We start from the raw sequence: 21,898 nt of genomic DNA, 5'->3' as shown, positions 1-21,898 counted from the left end.
AAAAGTGTAGCCTGGTTTCTCAGGCTACACTTTATGGCTTACTCGTTATTTTCGCCGCCTTCACCATATGAAGCGATGAATTCAGATAGTACTTGTAAATCTTCAGGTGAGCCGTCCCACTGACCAGCAGGCATCGTCCCAATCCCGTTTACAGCGATATCCGCAATCTCTTCAGCTGTGTACTGTGTTCCGACGAGTGCTGGAGCTGCTGCTCCACCTTCTAGGTTTTGACCGTGACAGTTCACACAAGATTGAGCTGAATAAATCTCATATCCTGGTGCAGCTGTATCAATTTCAGGACCTTCACCTGGAATTTGAAGTTCGCCTTGAGCGTGGACTTGATCCCAGTGTGTCGTTTGAACAGATTCCCAAGTCAAGTAGAAGACCGAGAGAATACCGAGCAACATGAAACTGATGGCGACTGGACGTTTCGCCGGACGACGCTCGAGACCTTGGTCAAGCCAAGGCGCGATGAGAAGTGCCGTGAACGCCAAACCTGGAATGATGACCGTACCAAGCAAGATCCAGTCTCCTGCAGCGAATTGATATTTGAGTAATTGATACAAGAACAAGAAATACCAGTCCGGTAATGGAATGTATGACGTGTTCGTTGGATCGGCGATATTTTGAAGCGGTGGTGCTTCGACGATTGTCAAAGCGATGAAGCCGATCAAGAAGACCGACCCTACCATCCACTCTTTAAGCAAGAAGTTCGGCCAAAACGCCTCTGTGCGTCCTGGGTATTCTGAATAGTCTTTTGCAATGTTCTGTTTCCGATTCGAGATTCCTACTCGAGAGTCGGTTACAAATTTCATCCCTTTACCGCGATGCATATCGTTTCTCCTCCTTTTTCTCCTCGAATCGGCTTATAGCGGTCCAGAAACCCCTTGTTTACGAATCATCAAGAAGTGGGCTCCCAATAGTCCGAACAATGCCGCCGGTAAGAAGAAGACGTGGATGGCGAAGAATCGTGCGAGCGTGCTCGCCCCGACAATCTCACCACCGGCGAGAAGTGTCTTCGCAATACCACCGATGACCGGTACACTTTCAGCGATTTGAAGCGTAACTTTCGTTGCGAACAATGCTTTCATGTCCCATGGAAGCAAGTATCCTGTGAGTCCAAGCGCCAAGACGACGAAGAACAAGAGAACACCGACGACCCAGTTAAGCTCACGTGGCTTCTTATACGATCCCGTGAAGAACACGCGGAGCGTATGTAAGAATAACATGACGATGGCAACGGATGCGCCCCAGTGGTGCATCCCACGAACGATTTGTCCGTGTGCGATTTCATTTTGCAAATAGTATACTGACGCGTGCGCGTTGATGATATCTGGTACATAGTACATCGTCAAGAACATCCCTGAAAGGATTTGGATGACAATTGTAAAGAACGTCAAACCACCAAAACAATAGACAAATGCAGAGAAGTGATGGGCAGGGTTGACGTGTTCTGGTACTTCGTGGTCTGCGATATCGCGCCAAAGTGGTGTGATGTCTACGCGCTCATCGACCCAATCATAAATTTTTTGTAACATCGACTAGTCCCCCTCTCACTTCTGTGAAATTGGGCTACCTAGGTATAGGAAGCCATCTTTTTCTTCTTTTTCATAACGTGCAAGTGGTGCTGTTGGTGGTGTACCCGGGATGTTCGTTCCATCTTTTTCGTAACGTCCTAAGTGACACGGACAGAAAAATTCTTGTGGACGAGTCGGATCACCCGCAAAAGCTACCTGACAGCCGAGGTGTGTACAAATCGGAGAGAGTGCGATGATTTCGCCACTTTCTGTTTTGTATACCCATGCTGAGAGTGTTTCTTCAAATTCGTACCAAGCATCTTGTGTTTGTTTCTTAAAGTCGACACGTTGCGGCTCAGTCGTGATGTCATCAAGACTCATTACTTTTACTTTGTCGCCTGCTCCAGATTTTTTCAAAACCGGATCAATCGCAAAGTTGACCATCGGACTGATCAATGTTGCCGCCATAAAGCCACCTACTCCAGTCAGTGTGTACGTTAAGAACTGACGGCGCGTGACTTTTGACCCATTTTGAGCCATTTCGTTCCCCCCTCATTCGTGTGCATAACCCCATAATTCTTTATGCATTCTTCACAAAAATTTCTCACTCAACAAAATAGTATATCAATAAAACCTCTACGTCAACCGCTTCATGTCGCCATCCAACGGCTCGAAAGTTCTGTGATAACTTGTGTCGCAAAATTTTGAACCATCGTGTGCGCCTGATCGCTCGACATCGCTCCTAGCGCGAGCGGTGGTACGAACAAAATCGGCAAATCATATGGCTTGAAACGGACGTCTGACGCAATAAACAAAACGTGAGAAAAACCGGATGATTCCGCTTTTGCCACCACATCTTTCGCTAGTTCCACACCAGCTTCCACATCGGTGTAACTGATTGTTGGGCTGAGCATCGTCCGACCAGATAATTGACGTTCTGTCTCAACCGTGACGGCATGAATGACTTCATAGCTTTCGGCTTTACGAACCATATCCTCACCAAACGCCAATTCTGCGAGCGGAACGATGAGCGTATCGACGTATTGTCGTTCGGCAATCGAGCGCAATGCCCCTTGACTATCGAACCTCATCTTTTCCCTCCTCTCCAACTTATCTCATCATGTCTATTGTATCGTACATGACTTCGTTCACGTTTCAAACTTATGAACGAACTGTGAAATAATTGTGTATTCCTACGTTATTAATATACCAAAAAACAAGCGCCAACCGGAACGGAAGCGCTTGTTTTTTTCAAAATAATTTAGATTCACGTACTTGGTGGAGTTGACTCGTCAAATTGCGGAATAAGTTCTCGTCCCGACGGTCGAGTGCTTTATCGATTTCAATCAATAAACGCTCTTCTTCGAATTGAGCAACGGAAGCTTGGATGACCGTCTGAGCAGAAGAAGATACTTCATCTTTCACTTCCGCCACCGGTTCAAACGGATTTTGCTCCACGATGTCAATCCAATTCTCATCAATCATCATGCCTTGAAAATTCAATTCTACATAAATCGGCCCATCGTGCAGACGGATGTCATGATAAGCCTTTTCAGGATTCATGGTCACAAGGTCTCCCCGTCGATATCGAAACGGTTCACCGTCAAATCCATACGCCGTCATCACAAGACTTCGTGGCGAGACCGAGGCGTTTGTTACGAAATGAACGTTGCCAAGCTTATCCGGATGTCTCAACCAGTAGTCAAGAATCCATTTCGCTTCACGTTTCCGAAGTGTATGATGAGCGACAAATCGCTTCAAAAAATTCCGTTTCCGCTCGACCATCTGACCTCATTCCCTTCCCTTTATCATTCTACGTCATCAGACAATTGTTCGAGCTGGTCTTCGAGCACTTGGCGATCTTCAAGATCGACCACTAGTGCAAGCGATTGCTCGACCACACGTCGCGCGTCTTGTCTACGACCTTCCTCTATCAACAGTGTAGCCCATTCTGTCACAAATGACACGTCCTCTTTCATCATCGGCTCAATCGAGGCATACAAACTGACAGCTTCGTCATATTCCTCGAGCTCATATTTCGCCTTCGCCTTGTACCAAGTCATGAGCGGGGACGTCGTATGATCTTCGAGTGCATCTATTGTTTCGAGCACGTCATCGATTTCTCCTGCTTCGAATAAAATCGATAATATTAATTCTGTCGCTTGTAGCGATTCCGGATTCAAGACGAGTGCTTCTCGAAGCTCTTTAACGGCGCCATCGCGATTACCGAGCTTGAGGAGCAATTTTGCTTTCACGTGACGAAGTTCGTCATTATAGTCGTCGCGCGTGATTCCTTGATCGACGATTTGAAGCGCTTCTTCCGTCTGACCATTCGCGTCCAGTGCTTCGGTGTAAGGAAGATAGAGCGAGGTAAAGTCCGGGTCCATCGCCTGAAGCTCTTTAAACTGCTTGATGGCAACTTCCTCTCGACCGATTCGATGCGCTGTCATCGCATGTCCGAAGACGGTATTTAAATTGCGATGTGTTGCTTTTTCATACTCATCGAGCGCTTCTTCGAACGACCCAACCATTGTGAGTGCTTCCGCATAGTCAGCTTGGTAATCGATCTCGGACGGCAAATTCATTTTAGGTAATCGTGCATAAAGCGGGATGGCTTGCTCGAACGATCCGGTCGAAGCGTACAATTCCGCCAACCCGTAAATGAGTAACGGCTCATCCGGATTCTTTTCAAGGGCTTCCATCAATTTTTTCACAGCTACCTCGTCGAGCCCTTGAGATTGATACAAATCAGCTAATAAGACGAGACTTCTCACTTGCGTCTCCGCGTCATCTGACTTGACCTTCTCTAATACAGCAATTGCCTCTTCTTCACGGTCACTGTCTAAATATGCTTCCGCGAGTGACAGAGCGACGTTTGGGTCACCTTCGTAATCCACGTACAATTTTGAAAGTACTTCTGTCGCTCGGTCGGCAAGACCAAGCTCTAAATACAAATCAGCAATCGCTAAGCGATCATCATCCGATCCGTCTTTTTCAAGTTCTTCTATATGCGCAAGAGCATGTTCAGTCTCTCCTGATTCAAGCATCTCGATAATATGTGTTAATGCTGCTTCATCTAGCATGTTTCGTCCTCCTGGCTTTCGCTTTGTCGTTATTCTATCTCACGTTGAATCTGTTGTAAATCTTGACGGAAGCCGGGATAGCTGACATCGGACGCATCAATGCCTTCAATTTGGATGGTTTCATCCGTGACGAGTGTAGCGACTTGTAACATCATCGACAGACGATGGTCACCATGAGCCGAGACGTGTCCGCCATGAAGACGACTCGGTTTTACGATAAACCCATCCTCTTTTCCGACGATGTCCACCCCTAATTTCCGCAACTCCGAGACGACCACGTCGATCCGGTCCGTCTCCTTCACTCTCAGTTCCGCTGCATCGTTCACGATTGACGGAGAATTCGCCTGTGAAGCGACGAGTGCGAATAACGGCAACTCATCGATTTGTGACGGAATCATATCCCTTTCTACGATCGTGCCAAACAGTTCACTTGTCGTCACCGTGACGTCCCCGATCAATTCCTCCCCGACGGCTCGTTCATTGGAGATGATGACGTTTGCTCCCATCCGTTCGAGCGTTCGCAAAAATCCGATTCGAGTCTCATTCAAACAGACGTCTGTCGTCGTGACAGAGCTATTCGGTACGATGGCTGCCCCTGCCCAGAAGAAGGCGGCCGACGAGGGGTCTGCCGGCACATCGACCGTCGCGCCGCTTAGTCGAGAAGGTTCGACACGAATCATGCGCTCTCCTTTTTCCTCATCCACAGAGAGACGAGCCCCAAAGAGTGGCAACATTCGCTCGGTATGGTCTCTAGACAATATCGGCTCACGAACAATCGTCGTCCCTTCCGCACGTAACCCGGCAAGGAGGACAGCCGATTTCACTTGGGCGCTCGCTACCGGTAACGTATAGTCGATGGATTGTAGCGTTTTCCCTTCAATCACGATCGGCGCCAAATCACCTTTCACGTCCGCTCCCATTTCACGGAGTGGTGCGTTGACACGTCGCATCGGACGTTTTGACAACGACTCATCTCCCACGAGTTCAAATGACCCATCATACCCCGATAAGATTCCAATCAACAAGCGCATCGTCGTCCCTGAGTTCCCGCAGTCTAATCGTGCCGAACGTGGTGACTCGACCCCCGTGATGAGGAGTTCGTCTTCTTTTTCGATCACTTCTGCTCCGAGTGAACGAATGATTTCGAGTGTCGAGCGACAATCGGCACCGAGAAGTGGATGCACGACGCGCGTCGTCCCAGTCGCCATCATGCCGAATAAAAGCGCACGATGAGTGATTGACTTATCACTTGGCACACGGATCGAACCGTTTAAACTCATCATTCCCACCATCCTTTCATCTGTTCAAATGTATCTTCAAGGTGCTCGAGCGGCATAGATTCAACGACAATCGTGTCACGGAGCAAGACGAACCGAATTTCGCCGTGACGATTCTTTTTATCCCGAATCATTTTTTCGACATATTGCTCGAACGGTTTCCAGTCAATCGGTGTGACATCGTTCAGACGAATCCATTCAAACAACCGTTTCGCCCGTGTCTCGTCACCCGATAACAAAAAGGCAAACACCATCCCATGTAACACCGCTTCTCCATGAGGGATACGGTACGCCTCGACGGACTCAAGCGCATGACCGAACGTATGCCCGAAGTTGAGCCAAGCGCGAATGTCTTGCTCTTGCTCATCTTTCTCGACAACTGCTCGTTTGACTTCAATGCCACGGGCGAGCCATGTGATCCAATTCAATTCCTCATGTTCAGAAAGAGCGGAAAACAAGTCGTCCTCGAAAGAGGATTCGAGGACGTAACGAGATAAATACGCATGTTTCAACAGTTCACCGAGACCGCTTCGCACTTCCTCGGTCGGCAAGGTACGAAGCCGCGAAACATTATAATAGACACCGATTGGTTGATAGAATGAACCGATCGCATTTTTCGCAAGTGGATGATTGACGGCCACTTTACCACCGACAGCCGAATCATGTGCCAAAATCGTTGTCGGGACTTGTATGTAAGGAACACCACGCATGTAGACACTCGCTAAAAACCCAGCCAAATCACCGATCATCCCGCCACCGAAAGCGACAATCAGAGTGTGACGGTCGCATCCGTGTCTCAATCCTTCTGTCACGAGCTGTTCGAGTTGCGATAACGACTTCGACGCATCACCCGCCTTGACGACAGATGAGACGACGCATGGGTGAACTTGCTCCAACTTTGCAAGGAACGATTCCCCGTAAAGCGCGTCGACCCGTTCATCCGTGACGACCCAGAGCATCGGGTAACGTGACCAATCATTTGTTTCCATCCAGCGGTCTTGATTGTCGACGACAACCTGATACGGGGTCGATGCCGCGATTGGAATGGTCACCATACTCGTAACTCCTCTCGATACTCATCGATTCGGTGTTTTATTCGGTCCATCGTATCATGACCGAACGTCTCACATACTTCCTTCGCCATTTCAAACGCAATGACCGCCTCGACGACGAGTGATGCTGCAGGGACAGCACACGAATCGCTCCGTTCGATTTGAGCGAGGAATGCCTCTTTCGTATCAATATCGACTGATTGAAGAGGCTTATAAAGTGTCGGGATTGGTTTCATGACGGCTGAACAGATAATCGGCATGCCCGTTGTCATCCCGCCCTCAAAACCACCGAGGTGATTACTGAGTCGGGTATATCCTTCGTCTCCGTATGCAATCGGGTCCATCACTTCAGAACCGGGACGGTATGCCATTTCAAAACCATCTCCAAACTCCACGCCTTTAAATGCGTTGACACTCAACACCGCCTGCGCAATTTTCGCATCCAATTTTCGGTCATACTGCACATATGAACCTAGACCTGGTACGACACCGTGCACTTCCGTACAGACGATGCCGCCAATCGAGTCTCCATTTGCCTTAGCTTCATCGATGCGACGCATCATCCGCTCAGCCGCTTCTTCGTCAAGCGTCCGAACGGGTGAGGCGTCAATCACTTCTTTTGCTTCTTGGAGCGATTCAAATGTACGTATCTCTGCCCGTTCTCCACCAATCACTTTGACGTAACTAAAGAGCGACACCCCAACTTGTTGAAGCAATTGTTTACAAAAGGCACCGACCGCGACGCGTGCCGCCGTCTCCCTTGCGCTCGAACGTTCCAAAACGTCACGTAAATCGCGATGGTCATACTTCATCCCACCGACCAAGTCGGCATGCCCTGGTCTCGGTCGCGAGACTCGGCGCTTGATTTCGACATCATCTTCGATTGGCTCGGCTTGCATGACGTGTTTCCAATGGGTATGGTCTTTATTCTCAATCCAGAATGTGATTGGTGCGCCTGTCGTTTTACCGTGACGTATACCAGAACGAACATCTACTTGATCTGACTCGATTTGCATGCGACGCCCTCGTCCATATCCCGACTGACGTTTTTTCAACTCTAGGTTAATTTGATTTAAATCTATAGCGAGACCGGCAGGGGCACCTTCAATGATGACCGTCAGGCCCGGACCGTGTGATTCACCAGCTGTCAAATAGCGCATCTGTTCACCTCATCCATCTATTTTTTCGTAAAAGAAGCTTTGTTTCATCGCATATCCATAACGCTTCGGCTGGAAGATTTGTTCGGTTCCTCCGACAAACAAGATTCCTCCTGGTCGAAGGGCACGTTGAAATGACGTATATACTTTTTCTTTCGCTTCTTCCGTAAAGTAAATCAAAACGTTTCGACAGACAATCAAATCAAAGTTCCGTTCATACACGTCTGCTAGTAAATTGTGTTTTTTAAACGTCACAAGTTGTTTGATTTCATCCGAAATGAAATAGTCGTCTCCACGACGTGTGAAGTATCGATTTTTAAACTCATCTGGCAAATCAATGAGTGCCCGCTCGTGATACTTCCCTTGTTTCGCCTTTTCGATGACAATATCATCTAAATCAGTGGCCATAATGGAAAATTGAGAAGGTGCCAGATGTTTAGACAATAGCATGGCGAGCGAGTAAGGTTCTTCTCCTGTCGAGCACGCTGCGCTCCACACGCGGAGCTTCCCTTGACTCGAACGGATCAAGTGAGGCAGGATATCCTCTTCAAGCTGCTGCCAACGGATCGGATTGCGATAAAATTCACTCACGTTAATCGTCATTCGGTCAAGGAATTCCTCATAGAGCTGACGATCCGTCTCCATCGCCTTTAAATACTCAATGAACGACGCATATCCCTTCTTTTCGCGTAAGGCGACCATCCGGCGCTTCATTTGCGCCTCTTTATATAAATTCAAGTCAATTCCGGACTTGTTATAAAACTTTTTTACGAAGATGGCATAATCATTCATCACCAATTTCAACCTCAATTCTTTCTCATTTCCTCTTTCTTCTGACCACAGGCTTTTAGAAGGGAATCAAAAAAAGGACAGGTTTCCCCGTCCCTTCGAAAAGTCATGAAACGTGTGAGGCAACTCCTGCGAACCAAAGTGCCAATTCGCGTTCCGCGCTGTCCACACTATCAGAACCATGAATTACGTTTTGTGACATCGTCGATGCAAAATCACCACGAATCGTTCCAGGTTGTGCATCGAGCGGCTTTGTCTTCCCGATCATGAGACGAGAGACGGCTACGATGTCTTCCCCTTCCCATTCCATCGCGACGACCGGACCAGAAGTCAAAAACTCTACCAATTCACCAAAGAACGGCTTTTCCTTATGCTCTGCGTAGTGTGCCTCTGCGACCTCAACTGACGGTGTCACCATTTCGAGACGGTTCAATGTATATCCTTTGTTTTCAAAACGTGAGATGATTTCCCCAATCAATCCACGTTTTACCCCATCCGGTTTAACCATTAAAAATGTCTTTTCCATTCCCCAAATCCCCCTAAGTCAATAAATGTGTACGTTGTACGTATTTAGTGTACACGCTCCTGAACATTTTTGAAAGGGGTTACATGGGCATTTACCATTTACGTTTCCCGATATATTGAGCGATTTCAATCAAAGATCGCTTGTCAGGCACATCCGGCAACCCGTCGAGTCTTCGAATGGCGCGTTCAACGTATCGGTCAATCGTGCGCTGGCTTCGTTCTAATGTCCCATTTCGTTGCACTTCACGAACGAGTGATTTCGTCATCTCCATGTCTGTCGATGCATTCACCTGGCGGAGACGCTCATAAAAAATCGGGTCTTCTGATGAATAGAGCAACGGCAACGTCTTATGACCATGCTTCAAATCTTCTCCAACGGGTTTCCCGAGTTGGAAACTCTTTGCCGTGAAATCGAGCAAATCATCGGTCATTTGGAATGCCATCCCGATGTCATAACCGAATAAGCTTAGTTGTTTGACGACTTGAGGTGACGCTCCTGAAATAACAGCGCCTGCCGCACAACTCGTTTCAATCAATAGGGCTGTCTTTCGTGCAATCCGATCTAAGTATCGTTTAGGTGATTGACCCCAGTCATATTGATCTTGGATTTGATTGATTTCGCCGACACAAATCCGTTCCATCGTGTCCGCCATGATTCGCATCACTTCCGGAGAATCGATTTCGGATACGAGACGAATCGCCTCTCCGAATAGCGTATTTCCGGTATACATCGCAACGGTCTCATCATAACGCTCCATGACGGTCGGTTTCCCCCGACGCAGCATCGCATCATCGATGACATCGTCATGAACGAGCGATGCCATATGAATCAACTCAAGACTTGAGGCAACTTTCGTCAAACGGATATCTTTCGTCTCACCGAATCCCGCGCTCAATAAAACGAAAGCTGGTCGGATGCGTTTACCACCAGCATCGAGTAGTTGGCGAGATGCCGATTCAATCACAGGGTGGTCCGTCCTGACTCGAGTTGATAAAAATTGATCGATTTGATCAATCTCTCGGTTCATGTGACGGTAAAGTCGCTTCAAAGACATGTTTCACCACTTCTTTCCTAGATGCATGGCACATGCACCTCCGGAGAATGTCTTCACTTCGACTTGTTCGAACCCGGCATCTTCAAACATGCGTTTGAGCGTCAGACGGTCAGGAAACTGATCGGTCGATTCTTGTAACCATTTGTATTGGTCGTATGACCCGGCAAACACTTTGCCGAACAAAGGCATGACGGTTCCAAAGTAAAATCGATACAATTCTTTAAAGACGGGTGCCGTCGGTTGACTCGTTTCAAGACAGACGACCGTTCCGCCCGGTTTTAAGACGCGATGCATTTCACGCAACACCGTCATATAATCCGGAACGTTCCGAAGTCCAAATCCGATTGTGACGTAATCGAATGAATGATCTCCAAACGGTAGCGCCATCGCATTTCCGTGTAGTAGTTCAATCGTCGGCATTGATTTTACTTTTTCTTCTCCCACTTTCAGCATATTCTCTGAAAAGTCGAGGCCTTTGACGACCCCCGTATTCCCTGCAGCTTCAGCCAATTGAATCGTCCAGTCAGCTGTGCCACAACAAACGTCTAGACATTTAGCCCCCGGAAAGACGTTCATTTTCTTCATCGTTGTCCGACGCCACCATTTGTGAAGTCGGAAGCTGATAATTGAGTTCATCGTATCGTAGCTCGGAGAAATGGACTGGAATACTTCGTATACTTTTTGCTCTTTTTCTATCGGTTGCAACGCGTAACATCCTTTCCGTTCTAAGCGACCGCGTGCGCGAGCAACGTGTTGAGTTGCTCCTTTTGGTCTTGTCTGAGCGCTGTCGCTTTCTTATCAATCATTCGTTTCCCACTTGTTGTCAAATAAGGTTGTTCAATCAGCTCGGAAAGTGTTTGAATCAATCCGACGTTTGCTTCGATCCAAATGTTCATCGAGACGTTTTTATCGAGCAGTAGTGTACACTTTGCAGCATTGACACGTTGTACAGACTGTCCGAATCGATCGCTATACGACGCTGGGAAAGCCGTCAAGATTTTATAGAACTGAGCCGAGGCAAAATCGCCCGCGAGCACTTTTAATTGGCGCTCTAGCGACCCTTTCGGACTACTGTTCACTTGATCATGTAATTCGAGCGCCTGATGAGCGAAATAAGTTGCCATCACGAGTTGTTGATGCTCAATCGATTCCAAATCAATCATCTCGACCATCCAACGAAGCAACAGCATGTCGACCGCTGGTACAACCTCGTGTTTCGTCAAATAGGGATGATTCATACGTTGTTGGATTTGACGAGCAAGGTCTGTGACAACGAATTCATTTGTCAACTGTTCCATGCTATCCCCCCTCGTCCACTTCATTGTCATTCTGACATAGTATAGCACATTTTTGTCACATTCACGTCATTCGAACTCGCAAACGAAACAAAAAAGCCGCCTTTCGGCGACTTATGTATTGCTGATTACTTGACCGCATCTTTGAGCGCTTTACCTGCTTTAAATGCAGGGACTTTGCTCGCTGGGATTTCGATATCTTCTTTTGTACGTGGGTTACGGCCTTTACGGGCAGCACGTTCACGAACTTCAAAAGTACCAAAACCGATCAATTGAATTTTTTCACCGTTTTGGAGTGCTTCAGTGATAGATTCGAAAGTAGCTTCTACAACTACTGTAGCTTCTTTTTTCGAAACATTTGCTTTCTCCGCTACTGCTTGGATCAATTCAGTTTTGTTCATCACGATTCACCTCCTCTCACTAGGAGTTTACGGGATTAATCATATCGTACAAACGTTGATATGACAACATTTTTTGCGTGAATTCACGACATTCGCCATCAAAACAAGCTCAGTTGTTTAAAAAAACAACTTCTCCTTGTTCATCTATTGTATAGCCTTGTGAATAAGCAGGGGCGAATGGAGCGTCTTCATATAGCAAATAACGAATGTCTTCACCGATTTCTGGCGACTCATCCGTATTTTGAAGCGCTTCCTTCACATCTTCTCGATAGTCTACAAATAGTTGTCCGGTACCGTCCACGTAGATCGGGAGTTCGCGATCCGAATACGGGCTCGGGATGACCGGCTCCTCTGTGACAAAAATCTTGTCGTAATCGAGCGTGAACTGATTTTTCCCAATCGATCCATCGAACGGAAACTTCCCTTCTTTCGCCCGAAACGCATTAATGTTTGTCTGAAGCTGTTGCAAACGTTCCGACACACGCAAGTCGATCAATTTGACGGTCGGTTCCGTTTCGACATCAACGAGAATATATTGGAACAACCCACCGCCCTCAAAACTATTCCCTGGAGGATCCGCTAAATACCCTGGCACGAGCCGGGCAAACTCGATTGGATAACGCTCCGTGAGCGGCGTTTCCGCTGGTTTTGTTTTAATGGGCAAGACGCCAGATTGTTCACGATATGCATCGACCGCACTTTGCACGGTATTCAATTGGTCTTCATACGGAATATTGTTAGCACGTTCCGACTCCGGGAACATACATCCTGCCAACAAAGTCGTTAACAGTAAGCTAGCAGCGATTATGCTCTTTTTCATGGCCTATCCTCCCGTCGGTCCTGAGACGACGACAAAAATCATAATTACTGTCCCAAATAAGAAAATGATGAACGCAATCAGGCGCACAAGCGTCGCGAACCATCCGGTCAGTTTCGTGTGACTGATGGCGACCATCAGTGCAGCGATGGCAAAAGCACCAATCCCCGCAAATGAAATCCACATTTTGATGAGTGACGGTGTCACGTCTACCCCCTACTTTCTCTATGTTCTCCAGACTTCAAGTGTAGCAAAAAAAAGCGAGGAACTGAACGAAAACGTCAGTTCCTCACAAAAGTATTATTCTTCAAAATGAAACACTTGTTCCATCTCGTGCTTTTGTGGACGTCTCATGAGTTTTTTCACTTCATCATGAGGACTCTTTCCTTCAAATAGCACGTTATAGAGTGCTTCCGTGATTGGCATCTCGACACCCGCCTCTTTCGCGAGCGAATGTGCTGCTTCACAGGCACGAACACCTTCGACGACCATTCCCATGTTTCCAAGTACGTCTTCGAGTTTTTCACCGCGTCCGATCGCATTGCCGGCCCGCCAGTTCCGGCTATGTTGCGACGTCGCCGTCACAATCAAATCCCCGATTCCTGTCAATCCAGAGAAAGAGGCCGGATTGGCTCCGAGCTTCACTCCAAGTCGGGCAATTTCCACAATCCCACGTGTCATGAGGGCAGCTTTTGCATTGTCCCCATAACCAAGTCCGTCGGTCATACCTGCAGCAAGGGCGATAATATTTTTGAGCGCCCCGCCATACTCGGCACCGACGACATCCGAGTTCAAGTAAACGCGGAATTGATCGTTTGTGAGCAGCTCCTGCACTTCGTCAGCGACATCGAGGTCCTCACAAGCAATCGTGATTGTCGTCGGTTTCCGTACTGCGACTTCTTCAGCGTGAGTCGGTCCGGTCAAGACACCAATGGCCCGACGTTTCGACGGGTCGATTTCTTCCGCAATGATTTCCGAGAGACGTTTGTGCGTTTTCGGTTCAATCCCTTTTGCGGCATGAACGATGGTGACCGGTTCCTTCAACATGGTGTTCAACTGTTTCGAGACAGGACGAATCGCCGAGCTCGGGACGACAAGGAAGACAATGTTGCGTCCGTCGAGCGCTTCCTTCAAATCTGTCGTGGCCCGAATCGATTCCGGTAACGGTGCGTCTTTCAAATAAAACGAGTTTGTATGAGACGAATTGATCTCGTCCACATGCTCTTGTTCACGTCCGTAGAGCAGGACGTCATGACCATTATCCGCTAATACGAGCGAGATGGCCGTTCCCCAACTTCCCGCTCCAATGACAGCTACATTTGCCATAAGTGGCACCCCCGTTATTAGTTTTTCTGACGAGCCACGATATGAATCGGCGTCCCGGTGAAGTCAAATGCTTTACGGATTTGATTATCTAAATAACGTTTATACGAGAAATGCAACAATTCAGGATCGTTGACGAACAAGACGAACGTTGGCGGCTCGATGGCAACTTGAGTCGCGTAGTTGATTTTCAAACGTTGTCCTTTATCTGTCGGTGTCGGGTTCATCGCGACCGCATCGACGATGACATCGTTCAATACGCTCGTCGAGATCCGACGACGATGTGTTTCTGCCACTTGCTTGATGACAGGCAACAATGTTTGCAACCGTTTCGACGTAAGTGCCGACAAGAAGACAATCGGTGCATAATCAAGGAACAAGAATTCTTTGCGAATTTCCTCTTCCATCTTCTTCATCGTCTTATCATCTTTTTCGACTGCATCCCACTTGTTGACGACGATGACAATCGCCTTCCCGGCTTCATGGGCGAGACCGGCAACACGTTTGTCTTGTTCGATGATTCCTTCTTCACCATCGAGGACGACGAGGACGACGTTTGAGCGTTCAATCGCTTTTTGCGCGCGCATGACGCTGTAACGTTCTGTCGATTCGTATACTTTGCCGCGTTTGCGCATACCAGCCGTATCGATGATGACGTACTCTTGTCCGTCACGTGTGAACGGTGTATCGATCGCATCGCGAGTCGTTCCAGCGATGTTTGACACGATGACACGATCTTCGCCAAGGATCGAGTTCGTCAAACTAGATTTCCCGACGTTTGGACGACCAATCAACGAGAACTGAATGACGTCTTCGTTATATTCAAATTCATCCTTTTCAGGAGCAAGTTCGAACACTTGGTCTAACAAGTCACCAAGTCCTAACCCATGTGTACCCGAAATTGGGAACGGATCGCCGAATCCAAGTGAGTAGAACTCATACATGAGATCTCTCATTTCAAAGTTATCCACTTTGTTGACGGCAAGGACAATCGGTTTGTTCGAACGGAACAACAAGTTCGCTACTTCTTCATCGGCTGCTGTGATGCCTTCGCGACCGTTCACCATGAAGATAATGACATCCGCCTCATCGATGGCAAGTTCAGCCTGATGACGCATTTGGACGAGCAACGGCTCGTCTCCTACTTCGATCCCACCTGTATCAATCAAATGGAACTTACGGTTGAGCCACTCTCCTGTACCATAAATACGGTCACGTGTGACACCTGGTTTATCATCGACGATTGAGACACGATCTCCGATGATGCGGTTAAAAATTGTGGATTTCCCGATATTCGGGCGGCCAACGATGGCCACTGCTGGAATTCCCATAACAACACCTCACTAATCTTTCTATCAAAATTTCATCATTTCAACATTTCGAAACGCAACTTACCTATCATATCACAGGCAAAATTAAGTGACCATACAAAAAGAAGCGGGAGCATGACTCCCGCTTGAACGATCATCTTATTTAGAGTCGTCCGAAGATTCATCACCTGTCAGTTCAGAGACAGAGAATCCTCCTTGGTCGCTGTATTCGTCGAGTAACGCTTGATCATCATCTTGACGAGTCGGTTCAGATGATTCGAGTGCACGCATCGACAATGAGATTTTCTTATCATCGAGATGAACGTCTAATACTTTGACTTTCACTTCTTGGCCTTCTGATAACACTTCAGATGGCGTTGCGATGTGACGGTTCGCGATTTGCGAGATATGAAGGAGCCCTTCCACTTGTGGTGCGACCTCAACGAAAGCACCGAACGTCACAAGACGTTTGACAGTTCCTTCGATCACATCACCCGGTTGAATTTTCCCTTCAATCGTTTCCCACGGACCTGGTTGTGTCTCTTTAATCGAGAGTTTCACTTTTTCGTTATCCAAGTCGAGACCAAGGACTTTCACTTTGACGCGGTCGCCTTCTGTTACGACATCGCTAGGCTTCTCAACACGGCTGTGCGCCATTTCTGAGATATGGACGAGACCGTCCACACCGCCGATATCAACGAACGCACCGAAGTCCGTCAAACGTTGAACCGTTCCTTCGATCACTTGACCGACTTCGAGCGATTCAAGCGTCTCTGATTTCTTGGCACTCATTTCTGCTTCGACAACTGCTTTATGTGACAAGATGACGCGATTTTTTTCGCGATCAATCTCGACGACTTTTACGGTAATTGGTTTGTTTAAATAAGACGAGAAGTCTTCGACAAAGTGACTTTCGACAAGAGATGCCGGGATAAATCCACGGATTCCGATATCGACGACAAGGCCACCTTTGACCTTATCTTTCACCATCACTTCAAACACTTCGCCCGATTCGAATTTCTCGACAATTCGATCCCATGCTGCTTCAGCATCGACGTCTTTTTTCGAAACGACCACTTCTTCGTCCGTGACTTTTTTAACTTTGACACGAATCTCGTCGTTCACTTGGAGTGATTCGTTTAAATCGTCTAGATGCATGCTTGATACTTCGCTAATTGGCAAAATCGCTTCGGTCTTATAACCGATATCGATCAGCGCTTGCTTGTCCTCGATTTTGACAACTGTTCCGGTCACAATTTGACCACGATTAATTTCAAAATCAGGCATATCTTTCATTTCTTCGACCATTCCAACACTACCCCCTCACGATGAGTACAAAAAGGAGCGCCCTGAGGCGCATACACCTAGTATAAATCTCTTATAATTCCGAGAATTTGTCAAGGCGTTATGAAGATTGTACCTCTATTGAAAGAAGTTTAAACCTCAATTCCTCAAACCTATAATTACTTCGTGAATGAATGTTTCAAATAGAGGTCGGCAATTGTATCCATGATTAAGTCAGCCGCCTCTTGTGCGTTTGCCTTTCGTTCCTTCAAAGGAGCCAAATCAATCGGCTTTCCAATGACGACACGCAATTTCGCACGAAACTTATATCTACCGATGATGGCAATCGGTAAAATGTGCGCGTCTGAACGCATCGCAAAGAAACCAACCCCGGCTTGCGCCTTTCCTAACGTCCCATCTTTTGAACGTGTACCCTCAGGGAAAATCGAGATGACCTCGTCTTCTTTTAGCTTTTGAAGAACAACTCGTAGCGCCTGACGGTCACCTTCCCCACGCGATACAGGAATTTGTCCCGCACGGTTCAAAATATGCTTCAATACAGGAACGCTGAAAAGCTCTTTTTTCGCAAAGAATCGTAATGGACGTTCTTTCGGAATCGCACATGCGAGGAGGACCGGGTCCCAGTTTGACTGGTGGTTCGAACAGACGAGAATCGATCCATCTTTTGGGACATGTTCGCGTCCGATGAATTCGACGCGAAACGATGCGATTTGAATGATGTTCACGACGGCCCTAGCCATCCGATACATTCCAAACGGACCATTGTTCAACGGTTTACTCATGCTTTCACCTCTTCAATTAATCGTTCAATCGCCGAGACGACCCCATCAATCGACAACGTCGTCGTATCGAGGTAATGAGCATCTTCAGCTTGACGGAGAGGCGCGACCTCGCGCTCTGAATCACGTTTGTCACGAAGAGCAATTTCTTCCTTCAATCGCTCGTAATCACTCGGGATTCCTTTTGACACATTTTCCTCATGACGACGGCGTGCCCGTTCTTCGACCGAGGCAGTCATAAACACTTTCAAATCTGCGTTCGGTAACACATGCGTGCCGATATCGCGCCCATCCATGACGACACCGCCATGCTTCGCCAAATCACGCTGTAAATCCATCAAGGCATCCCGTACTTCCGATTGACGGGCGACAAAACTCACATTATTCGTCACTTCACTAGAGCGAATGACATCTGTCACTTCTTGTTCGCCATCGAATACACGTTGCCCTTCTTCAGATGGCACGAGACGAATCGACATGTTCTCGATCATCTTTGCAAGTGCGGGACCATCTTCAAGATTAATCTCCTCGTTTAAAGCACGATATGTGACTGCTCGATAAATCGCACCTGTGTCTATATAGACATAGCCCAATTGTTTCGCCAACGACTTGGCGATTGTACTTTTCCCGGCACCAGCCGGTCCATCTAAAGCAATTTGTAACGATTTTTTCATACAAAACGGGTATCGAGTGTGCCCGATACCCTCCTCCTCTCGGTCTATAATCCCGAGAACATCATAACAGTTTTTTATCTTGAAGAAAATACAGACCCTGTCCGCTTGCGCGCTTCAAGTTGAACACGGAAACAGTATCGTAAAATCGTCTCCTGATCACGAGGGGTCAAATCTTCGAATGCCAAAGAAAGCTCTTGCTTCACTTCTTGTTTATGTATACGTACTAAACGACTCTTCACACGAAAGAGTTGCGGCGCACCCTGCTCATCTTCAATTCGGAACACAACGATGAGCGATTCGTTTACTTCAACGGGCACACGGTTCGCAATAATTTTCATACCGCCTGCCGATACGTCAAGCGACGTCGTTTCGAACGATTCGAAGTCTGCCCCATCTGCCGCAACAACTGTCACATCAATCATTTCAGGGACGCGCAAATATTCACGTCGTTGAATTCGTTTGATTTTCTTCTCATCCGGCATCTTGAAAGCATAGCGAATCGTCATCTGCGCATCACTGATTCGTTTCGCGACTTTCGTATCAAATGCGAACAATTGGTTATCCCCTTTGAAAAAGTAAACACGCATCTCTTCTTCTTCATGTAAGAAGAAGGTTTTAAGCGTCGTCATGTCACTTGGTGATTCAATCCAAACGATTTGATCCACAATGGCCGCAATCTTTGTTTTCCCCTCATTCCGTCCTTCTACTTCGATTCGTAATTCTTGTCCTTCTTTCAGCATATGCATGTTCCCCTTTATTTAAATTGACGACGATTGGACAGATTGGCTGCTCGTACAAGCAGAAGTGCAACCATCCATAAAATGACGATATAGAGCACGGCCGGCAACTTATGATTCGGTTCTAAAATCAAGATCAAATCAAACGTCCCGTGGATGACCGTTGCAGAAAAAATTGCCATAAACAGCCACACCCGCTCACGTGCCGAATGTTTAGCACGTCCCAAACAGTAGCCCATGACAACCGCAAACAATGCATGGCCGCTCACGGGTAAAATAGCGCGCCAAATCGCGATTTCTAATGAATCGTACACCCATAAGTATAAAAAATTCTCTAACGTCGCAAAGCCTAACGAGCAGGCGACCGCATAGAGAATCCCGTCGTAGTAATCATCAAAGACTTTATGTATATATATTGTATAATAAATCATAAACCACTTAAAAAACTCTTCGAGTAAGGCAGTGGTGACATATGCCTGCCAAAACGGACCAGTCAGCACCCCTTCTTCAACGAACGCATATTGGATAAACATGATCGGGAATACAAGAACGGCCCCGGCCACGAAAGAACGAATCACATATCCGAGCGGTTCTGCTTCCAATTCATGCCGAAGATAGAAGTAGGAAAGAAGGGCAAGCCCTGGTGCAACCGCAGACAAGGCGATTGCGATCATGACGCATCTCTCCTTTCTCTCATTAGCATACACTGAATTGTCTGAAAGAAAAAGTGTGTAACGCCTAGAAAATGGAAAAATCCATAAAAATAATTAGGAGGTCATTTATGAATCATTTATTACTTATTCATACAGGCGGTACAATCGCCATGTCCCAATCCGGTACAGGACACGTCGAACCGAGCGATGTGAACCCAATCGACGCTACACTTCCGAAGGCGACGGACATCGCCCACATTACTACGAAGCATTTCTCAAATATCCCATCTCCACATATGACACCCGATAAAATGCTTGAACTAGCACAATTCATTCAACATGAGTTGACACAGGACACGTATGACGGAGTCGTGATCACACATGGAACAGATACGCTTGAAGAAACGGCTTACTTCTTGCAGATTACGCTTGGTGCGCCTGTACCAATCGTCTTGACAGGAGCGATGCGTTCCTCGAATGAAGTCGGTTCAGACGGTGAATTCAATTTAATTACCGCTCTTCGGGTCGCAAAGAGTGAATCGGCTCGCGGAAAAGGCGTACTCGTCGTATTTAACGGAGAGATACACTCGGCCTTCAACGTCACAAAAACACATACATCATCCGTCGATACGTTCAAGTCAGTTCATTTCGGAAACGTGGGTATGGTCACAAAGGACCATGTACTCATCTATAGTCAACCGTCAACGAGACAGCCTAAAATGATTCCATCTATCTCAAAACGGGTAGCTGTGTTAAAAGTCGTTGCGGGAATGGAGCCTGATTTGCTCGAATCGGTGATGGAACTTGGATACGACGGACTCGTCCTCGAAGTATTAGGGCAAGGAAACGTCCCACCGACACTATTGTCGGCACTCGAGCGCTTGGTCAAGGAAATCCCCGTCGTGATTGTCAGCCGTTGCTTTAACGGAATCGTCCAAGACGTATACGGGTATGCCGGTGGTGGGAAACAATTGAAAGAGATGGGGATCATTTTCTCGAACGGGCTAAATTCGCAAAAAGCTCGCCTGCGTTTACTCGTGGAACTCGAATCCGGCTCTTCTCAATCCGTCATGGAGCATAGCTTTAGTTTCCAGCAATAACCTTGCGCTTCCGCAGTCCCTTCCCTACAATGAGCAAAGAGGTGATTTTCAGTGAATAAACAAGCGATTATTGTGGGTGCTGGACCATGTGGTCTATCAGCGGCCATCGAGTTAGAGAAGATTGGGGTTTCTTGTACGGTAATTGAGCGAGGAAATATCGTTGATGCAATCTATCGATATCCGACCCATCAAACGTTCTTTTCATCTGCAAACCTGTTAGAAATCGGGGACATCCCGTTTATATGTAAAGATTTAAAGCCACGTCGACAAGATGCACTCGTTTACTATCGGGAAGTCGTCACCCGTACTGGATTGAACGTCCATCCGTTCGAGAACGTCGAATCAGTAGAAAAAATCGACAATCGGTTTGTCGTGACGTCAAGTCATGAGCGTCGTGGGGAAATCGTTCGCGAGGCAGATTATGTGATTTTAGCCACAGGATATTATGGACGTCCTCGTATGCTCGATGTACCTGGTGAGGAGTTACCACACGTCCACCATTATTTCCACGAGGCCCATCCGTACTATCGACAACACGTCACCATTATCGGAGGAAAGAACTCTGCAGTCGATGCGGCAATCGAACTCGAAAAAGCCGGAGCGTACGTGACCGTGCTTTATCGCGGTGACTCCTATAGTCCTTCGGTGAAGCCATGGGTTCTGCCTAACTTCGATTCACTCGTCCGACATGAGAAAGTTCGGATGGAATTTGAGGCAACAATCGATCGCATTACCGAAGACGGTGTCTATTATTACCAACATGGGGAAGAGAAGCACGTGTATGCCGATCACGTCCTCGCGATGACAGGGTATCAACCAGATCATCATCTTTTTGAAAATGCGGGAATCACAATCGATGAGGAGAGCGGTGTTCCGACGTTTGATGAGGAATCGTTCGAAACGAATGTCGAGCATTTGTTCATTGCTGGCGTTGTCGCTGCCGGCAACGATGCGAATAAGATTTTTATCGAGAACGGTCGCTTTCATGGGAAAGCCATCGCAGACACGATTGCAAATCGTATTCAAGTATAAAAAAGTTCGGTCAACGC

The 21,898-nt window shown here is 47.3% G+C and carries 26 protein-coding genes; 2 read left to right on the top strand and 24 right to left on the bottom strand.

Annotated features, from left to right (window positions below; genetic code table 11):
* Nucleotides 1-38: 38 nt before the first annotated feature.
* The 24 genes from KNO86_RS00995 to prsW all read right to left on the bottom strand — a co-directional run bounded on the left by KNO86_RS00995 (nt 39) and on the right by prsW (nt 19,770).
* Entirely contained in the window at nt 39-833 is a 795-nt protein-coding gene (locus KNO86_RS00995; RefSeq protein WP_074034621.1) for a menaquinol-cytochrome c reductase cytochrome b/c subunit, read from the bottom strand.
* Between the two features lie 33 nt (nt 834-866).
* On the bottom strand, nt 867-1,538 hold the full coding sequence (gene qcrB, locus KNO86_RS00990) for a menaquinol-cytochrome c reductase cytochrome b subunit (RefSeq protein ID WP_015881478.1): 672 nt from the start codon (nt 1,536-1,538) through the stop codon (nt 867-869).
* 15 nt (nt 1,539-1,553) lie between these two features.
* Complete coding sequence (locus KNO86_RS00985) at nt 1,554-2,057, bottom strand: QcrA and Rieske domain-containing protein (protein ID WP_214691882.1); 504 nt, start codon at nt 2,055-2,057, stop codon at nt 1,554-1,556.
* Nucleotides 2,058-2,167: 110 nt separating this feature from the next.
* Entirely contained in the window at nt 2,168-2,608 is a 441-nt protein-coding gene (locus tag KNO86_RS00980; protein ID WP_214691880.1) for a DUF2487 family protein, read from the bottom strand.
* Between the two features lie 160 nt (nt 2,609-2,768).
* Nucleotides 2,769-3,302, bottom strand: a complete 534-nt coding sequence (locus KNO86_RS00975; protein ID WP_214691878.1) for a ReoY family proteolytic degradation factor — start codon at nt 3,300-3,302, stop codon at nt 2,769-2,771.
* Between the two features lie 23 nt (nt 3,303-3,325).
* On the bottom strand, nt 3,326-4,600 hold the full coding sequence (locus KNO86_RS00970) for a tetratricopeptide repeat protein (RefSeq protein WP_214691876.1): 1,275 nt from the start codon (nt 4,598-4,600) through the stop codon (nt 3,326-3,328).
* 29 nt (nt 4,601-4,629) lie between these two features.
* Nucleotides 4,630-5,880, bottom strand: a complete 1,251-nt coding sequence (aroA, locus tag KNO86_RS00965; protein WP_214691874.1) for a 3-phosphoshikimate 1-carboxyvinyltransferase — start codon at nt 5,878-5,880, stop codon at nt 4,630-4,632.
* Nucleotides 5,880-6,932, bottom strand: coding sequence for a 3-dehydroquinate synthase (locus KNO86_RS00960; protein ID WP_214691872.1), 1,053 nt, complete (start codon nt 6,930-6,932; stop codon nt 5,880-5,882). Before KNO86_RS00960 ends, aroA begins: the two co-directional genes overlap by 1 nt.
* Nucleotides 6,926-8,089: a chorismate synthase gene (aroC, locus tag KNO86_RS00955; RefSeq protein ID WP_214691870.1), complete on the bottom strand. Its 1,164-nt coding sequence runs from the start codon at nt 8,087-8,089 to the stop codon at nt 6,926-6,928. Before aroC ends, KNO86_RS00960 begins: the two co-directional genes overlap by 7 nt.
* A 9-nt stretch (nt 8,090-8,098) precedes the next feature.
* Entirely contained in the window at nt 8,099-8,878 is a 780-nt protein-coding gene (locus KNO86_RS00950; protein ID WP_214691869.1) for a CheR family methyltransferase, read from the bottom strand.
* Between the two features lie 103 nt (nt 8,879-8,981).
* Complete coding sequence (ndk, locus tag KNO86_RS00945; RefSeq protein ID WP_214691868.1) at nt 8,982-9,401, bottom strand: nucleoside-diphosphate kinase; 420 nt, start codon at nt 9,399-9,401, stop codon at nt 8,982-8,984.
* Nucleotides 9,402-9,492: 91 nt separating this feature from the next.
* Complete coding sequence (locus KNO86_RS00940) at nt 9,493-10,455, bottom strand: polyprenyl synthetase family protein (protein WP_214691867.1); 963 nt, start codon at nt 10,453-10,455, stop codon at nt 9,493-9,495.
* A 3-nt stretch (nt 10,456-10,458) separates the two neighbouring features.
* A complete protein-coding gene (locus tag KNO86_RS00935) occupies nt 10,459-11,160 on the bottom strand; it encodes a demethylmenaquinone methyltransferase (RefSeq protein WP_214691866.1) in 702 nt (233 codons plus the stop codon).
* Between the two features lie 20 nt (nt 11,161-11,180).
* Complete coding sequence (locus KNO86_RS00930; RefSeq protein WP_214691865.1) at nt 11,181-11,753, bottom strand: heptaprenyl diphosphate synthase component 1; 573 nt, start codon at nt 11,751-11,753, stop codon at nt 11,181-11,183.
* 125 nt (nt 11,754-11,878) lie between these two features.
* Nucleotides 11,879-12,151 carry an HU family DNA-binding protein gene (locus KNO86_RS00925; RefSeq protein ID WP_074034634.1) on the bottom strand — a complete coding sequence of 91 codons (273 nt, stop codon included), beginning with the start codon at nt 12,149-12,151 and terminating at the stop codon, nt 11,879-11,881.
* A gap of 109 nt (nt 12,152-12,260) precedes the next feature.
* Complete coding sequence (locus KNO86_RS00920; RefSeq protein WP_214691864.1) at nt 12,261-12,971, bottom strand: hypothetical protein; 711 nt, start codon at nt 12,969-12,971, stop codon at nt 12,261-12,263.
* A gap of 3 nt (nt 12,972-12,974) precedes the next feature.
* Nucleotides 12,975-13,175: a DUF2768 family protein gene (locus tag KNO86_RS00915; protein WP_074034636.1), complete on the bottom strand. Its 201-nt coding sequence runs from the start codon at nt 13,173-13,175 to the stop codon at nt 12,975-12,977.
* 93 nt (nt 13,176-13,268) lie between these two features.
* Complete coding sequence (locus KNO86_RS00910) at nt 13,269-14,294, bottom strand: NAD(P)H-dependent glycerol-3-phosphate dehydrogenase (RefSeq protein WP_074034637.1); 1,026 nt, start codon at nt 14,292-14,294, stop codon at nt 13,269-13,271.
* A gap of 17 nt (nt 14,295-14,311) precedes the next feature.
* Nucleotides 14,312-15,622, bottom strand: a complete 1,311-nt coding sequence (gene der / locus KNO86_RS00905; protein WP_214691863.1) for a ribosome biogenesis GTPase Der — start codon at nt 15,620-15,622, stop codon at nt 14,312-14,314.
* Between the two features lie 138 nt (nt 15,623-15,760).
* Nucleotides 15,761-16,909, bottom strand: a complete 1,149-nt coding sequence (gene rpsA, locus KNO86_RS00900) for a 30S ribosomal protein S1 (protein WP_214691862.1) — start codon at nt 16,907-16,909, stop codon at nt 15,761-15,763.
* A gap of 155 nt (nt 16,910-17,064) precedes the next feature.
* On the bottom strand, nt 17,065-17,688 hold the full coding sequence (locus KNO86_RS00895; RefSeq protein WP_251126859.1) for a lysophospholipid acyltransferase family protein: 624 nt from the start codon (nt 17,686-17,688) through the stop codon (nt 17,065-17,067).
* Nucleotides 17,685-18,359: a (d)CMP kinase gene (cmk, locus tag KNO86_RS00890; RefSeq protein WP_214691861.1), complete on the bottom strand. Its 675-nt coding sequence runs from the start codon at nt 18,357-18,359 to the stop codon at nt 17,685-17,687. The genes KNO86_RS00895 and cmk overlap by 4 nt, the downstream gene beginning before the upstream one ends.
* 74 nt (nt 18,360-18,433) lie before the next feature.
* On the bottom strand, nt 18,434-19,099 hold the full coding sequence (locus KNO86_RS00885; RefSeq protein WP_214691860.1) for a flagellar brake protein: 666 nt from the start codon (nt 19,097-19,099) through the stop codon (nt 18,434-18,436).
* A 14-nt stretch (nt 19,100-19,113) separates the two neighbouring features.
* On the bottom strand, nt 19,114-19,770 hold the full coding sequence (prsW, locus tag KNO86_RS00880) for a glutamic-type intramembrane protease PrsW (protein ID WP_214691859.1): 657 nt from the start codon (nt 19,768-19,770) through the stop codon (nt 19,114-19,116).
* Nucleotides 19,771-19,877: 107 nt separating this feature from the next.
* Between prsW and KNO86_RS00875 the strand changes: the two genes are divergently transcribed.
* Together KNO86_RS00875 and KNO86_RS00870 are read left to right on the top strand one after the other, a co-directional pair.
* Nucleotides 19,878-20,849: an asparaginase gene (locus KNO86_RS00875; protein WP_214691858.1), complete on the top strand. Its 972-nt coding sequence runs from the start codon at nt 19,878-19,880 to the stop codon at nt 20,847-20,849.
* Between the two features lie 51 nt (nt 20,850-20,900).
* Nucleotides 20,901-21,881 carry a YpdA family putative bacillithiol disulfide reductase gene (locus tag KNO86_RS00870; protein WP_214691857.1) on the top strand — a complete coding sequence of 327 codons (981 nt, stop codon included), beginning with the start codon at nt 20,901-20,903 and terminating at the stop codon, nt 21,879-21,881.
* The last annotated feature ends 17 nt before the right edge of the window (nt 21,882-21,898 follow it).

The organism is Exiguobacterium sp. s160, from assembly GCF_018617575.1.
Taxonomy (GTDB): Bacteria; Bacillota; Bacilli; order Exiguobacteriales; family Exiguobacteriaceae; genus Exiguobacterium; species Exiguobacterium aestuarii_A.
This window is presented reverse-complemented; position numbering and strand designations above follow the sequence as displayed.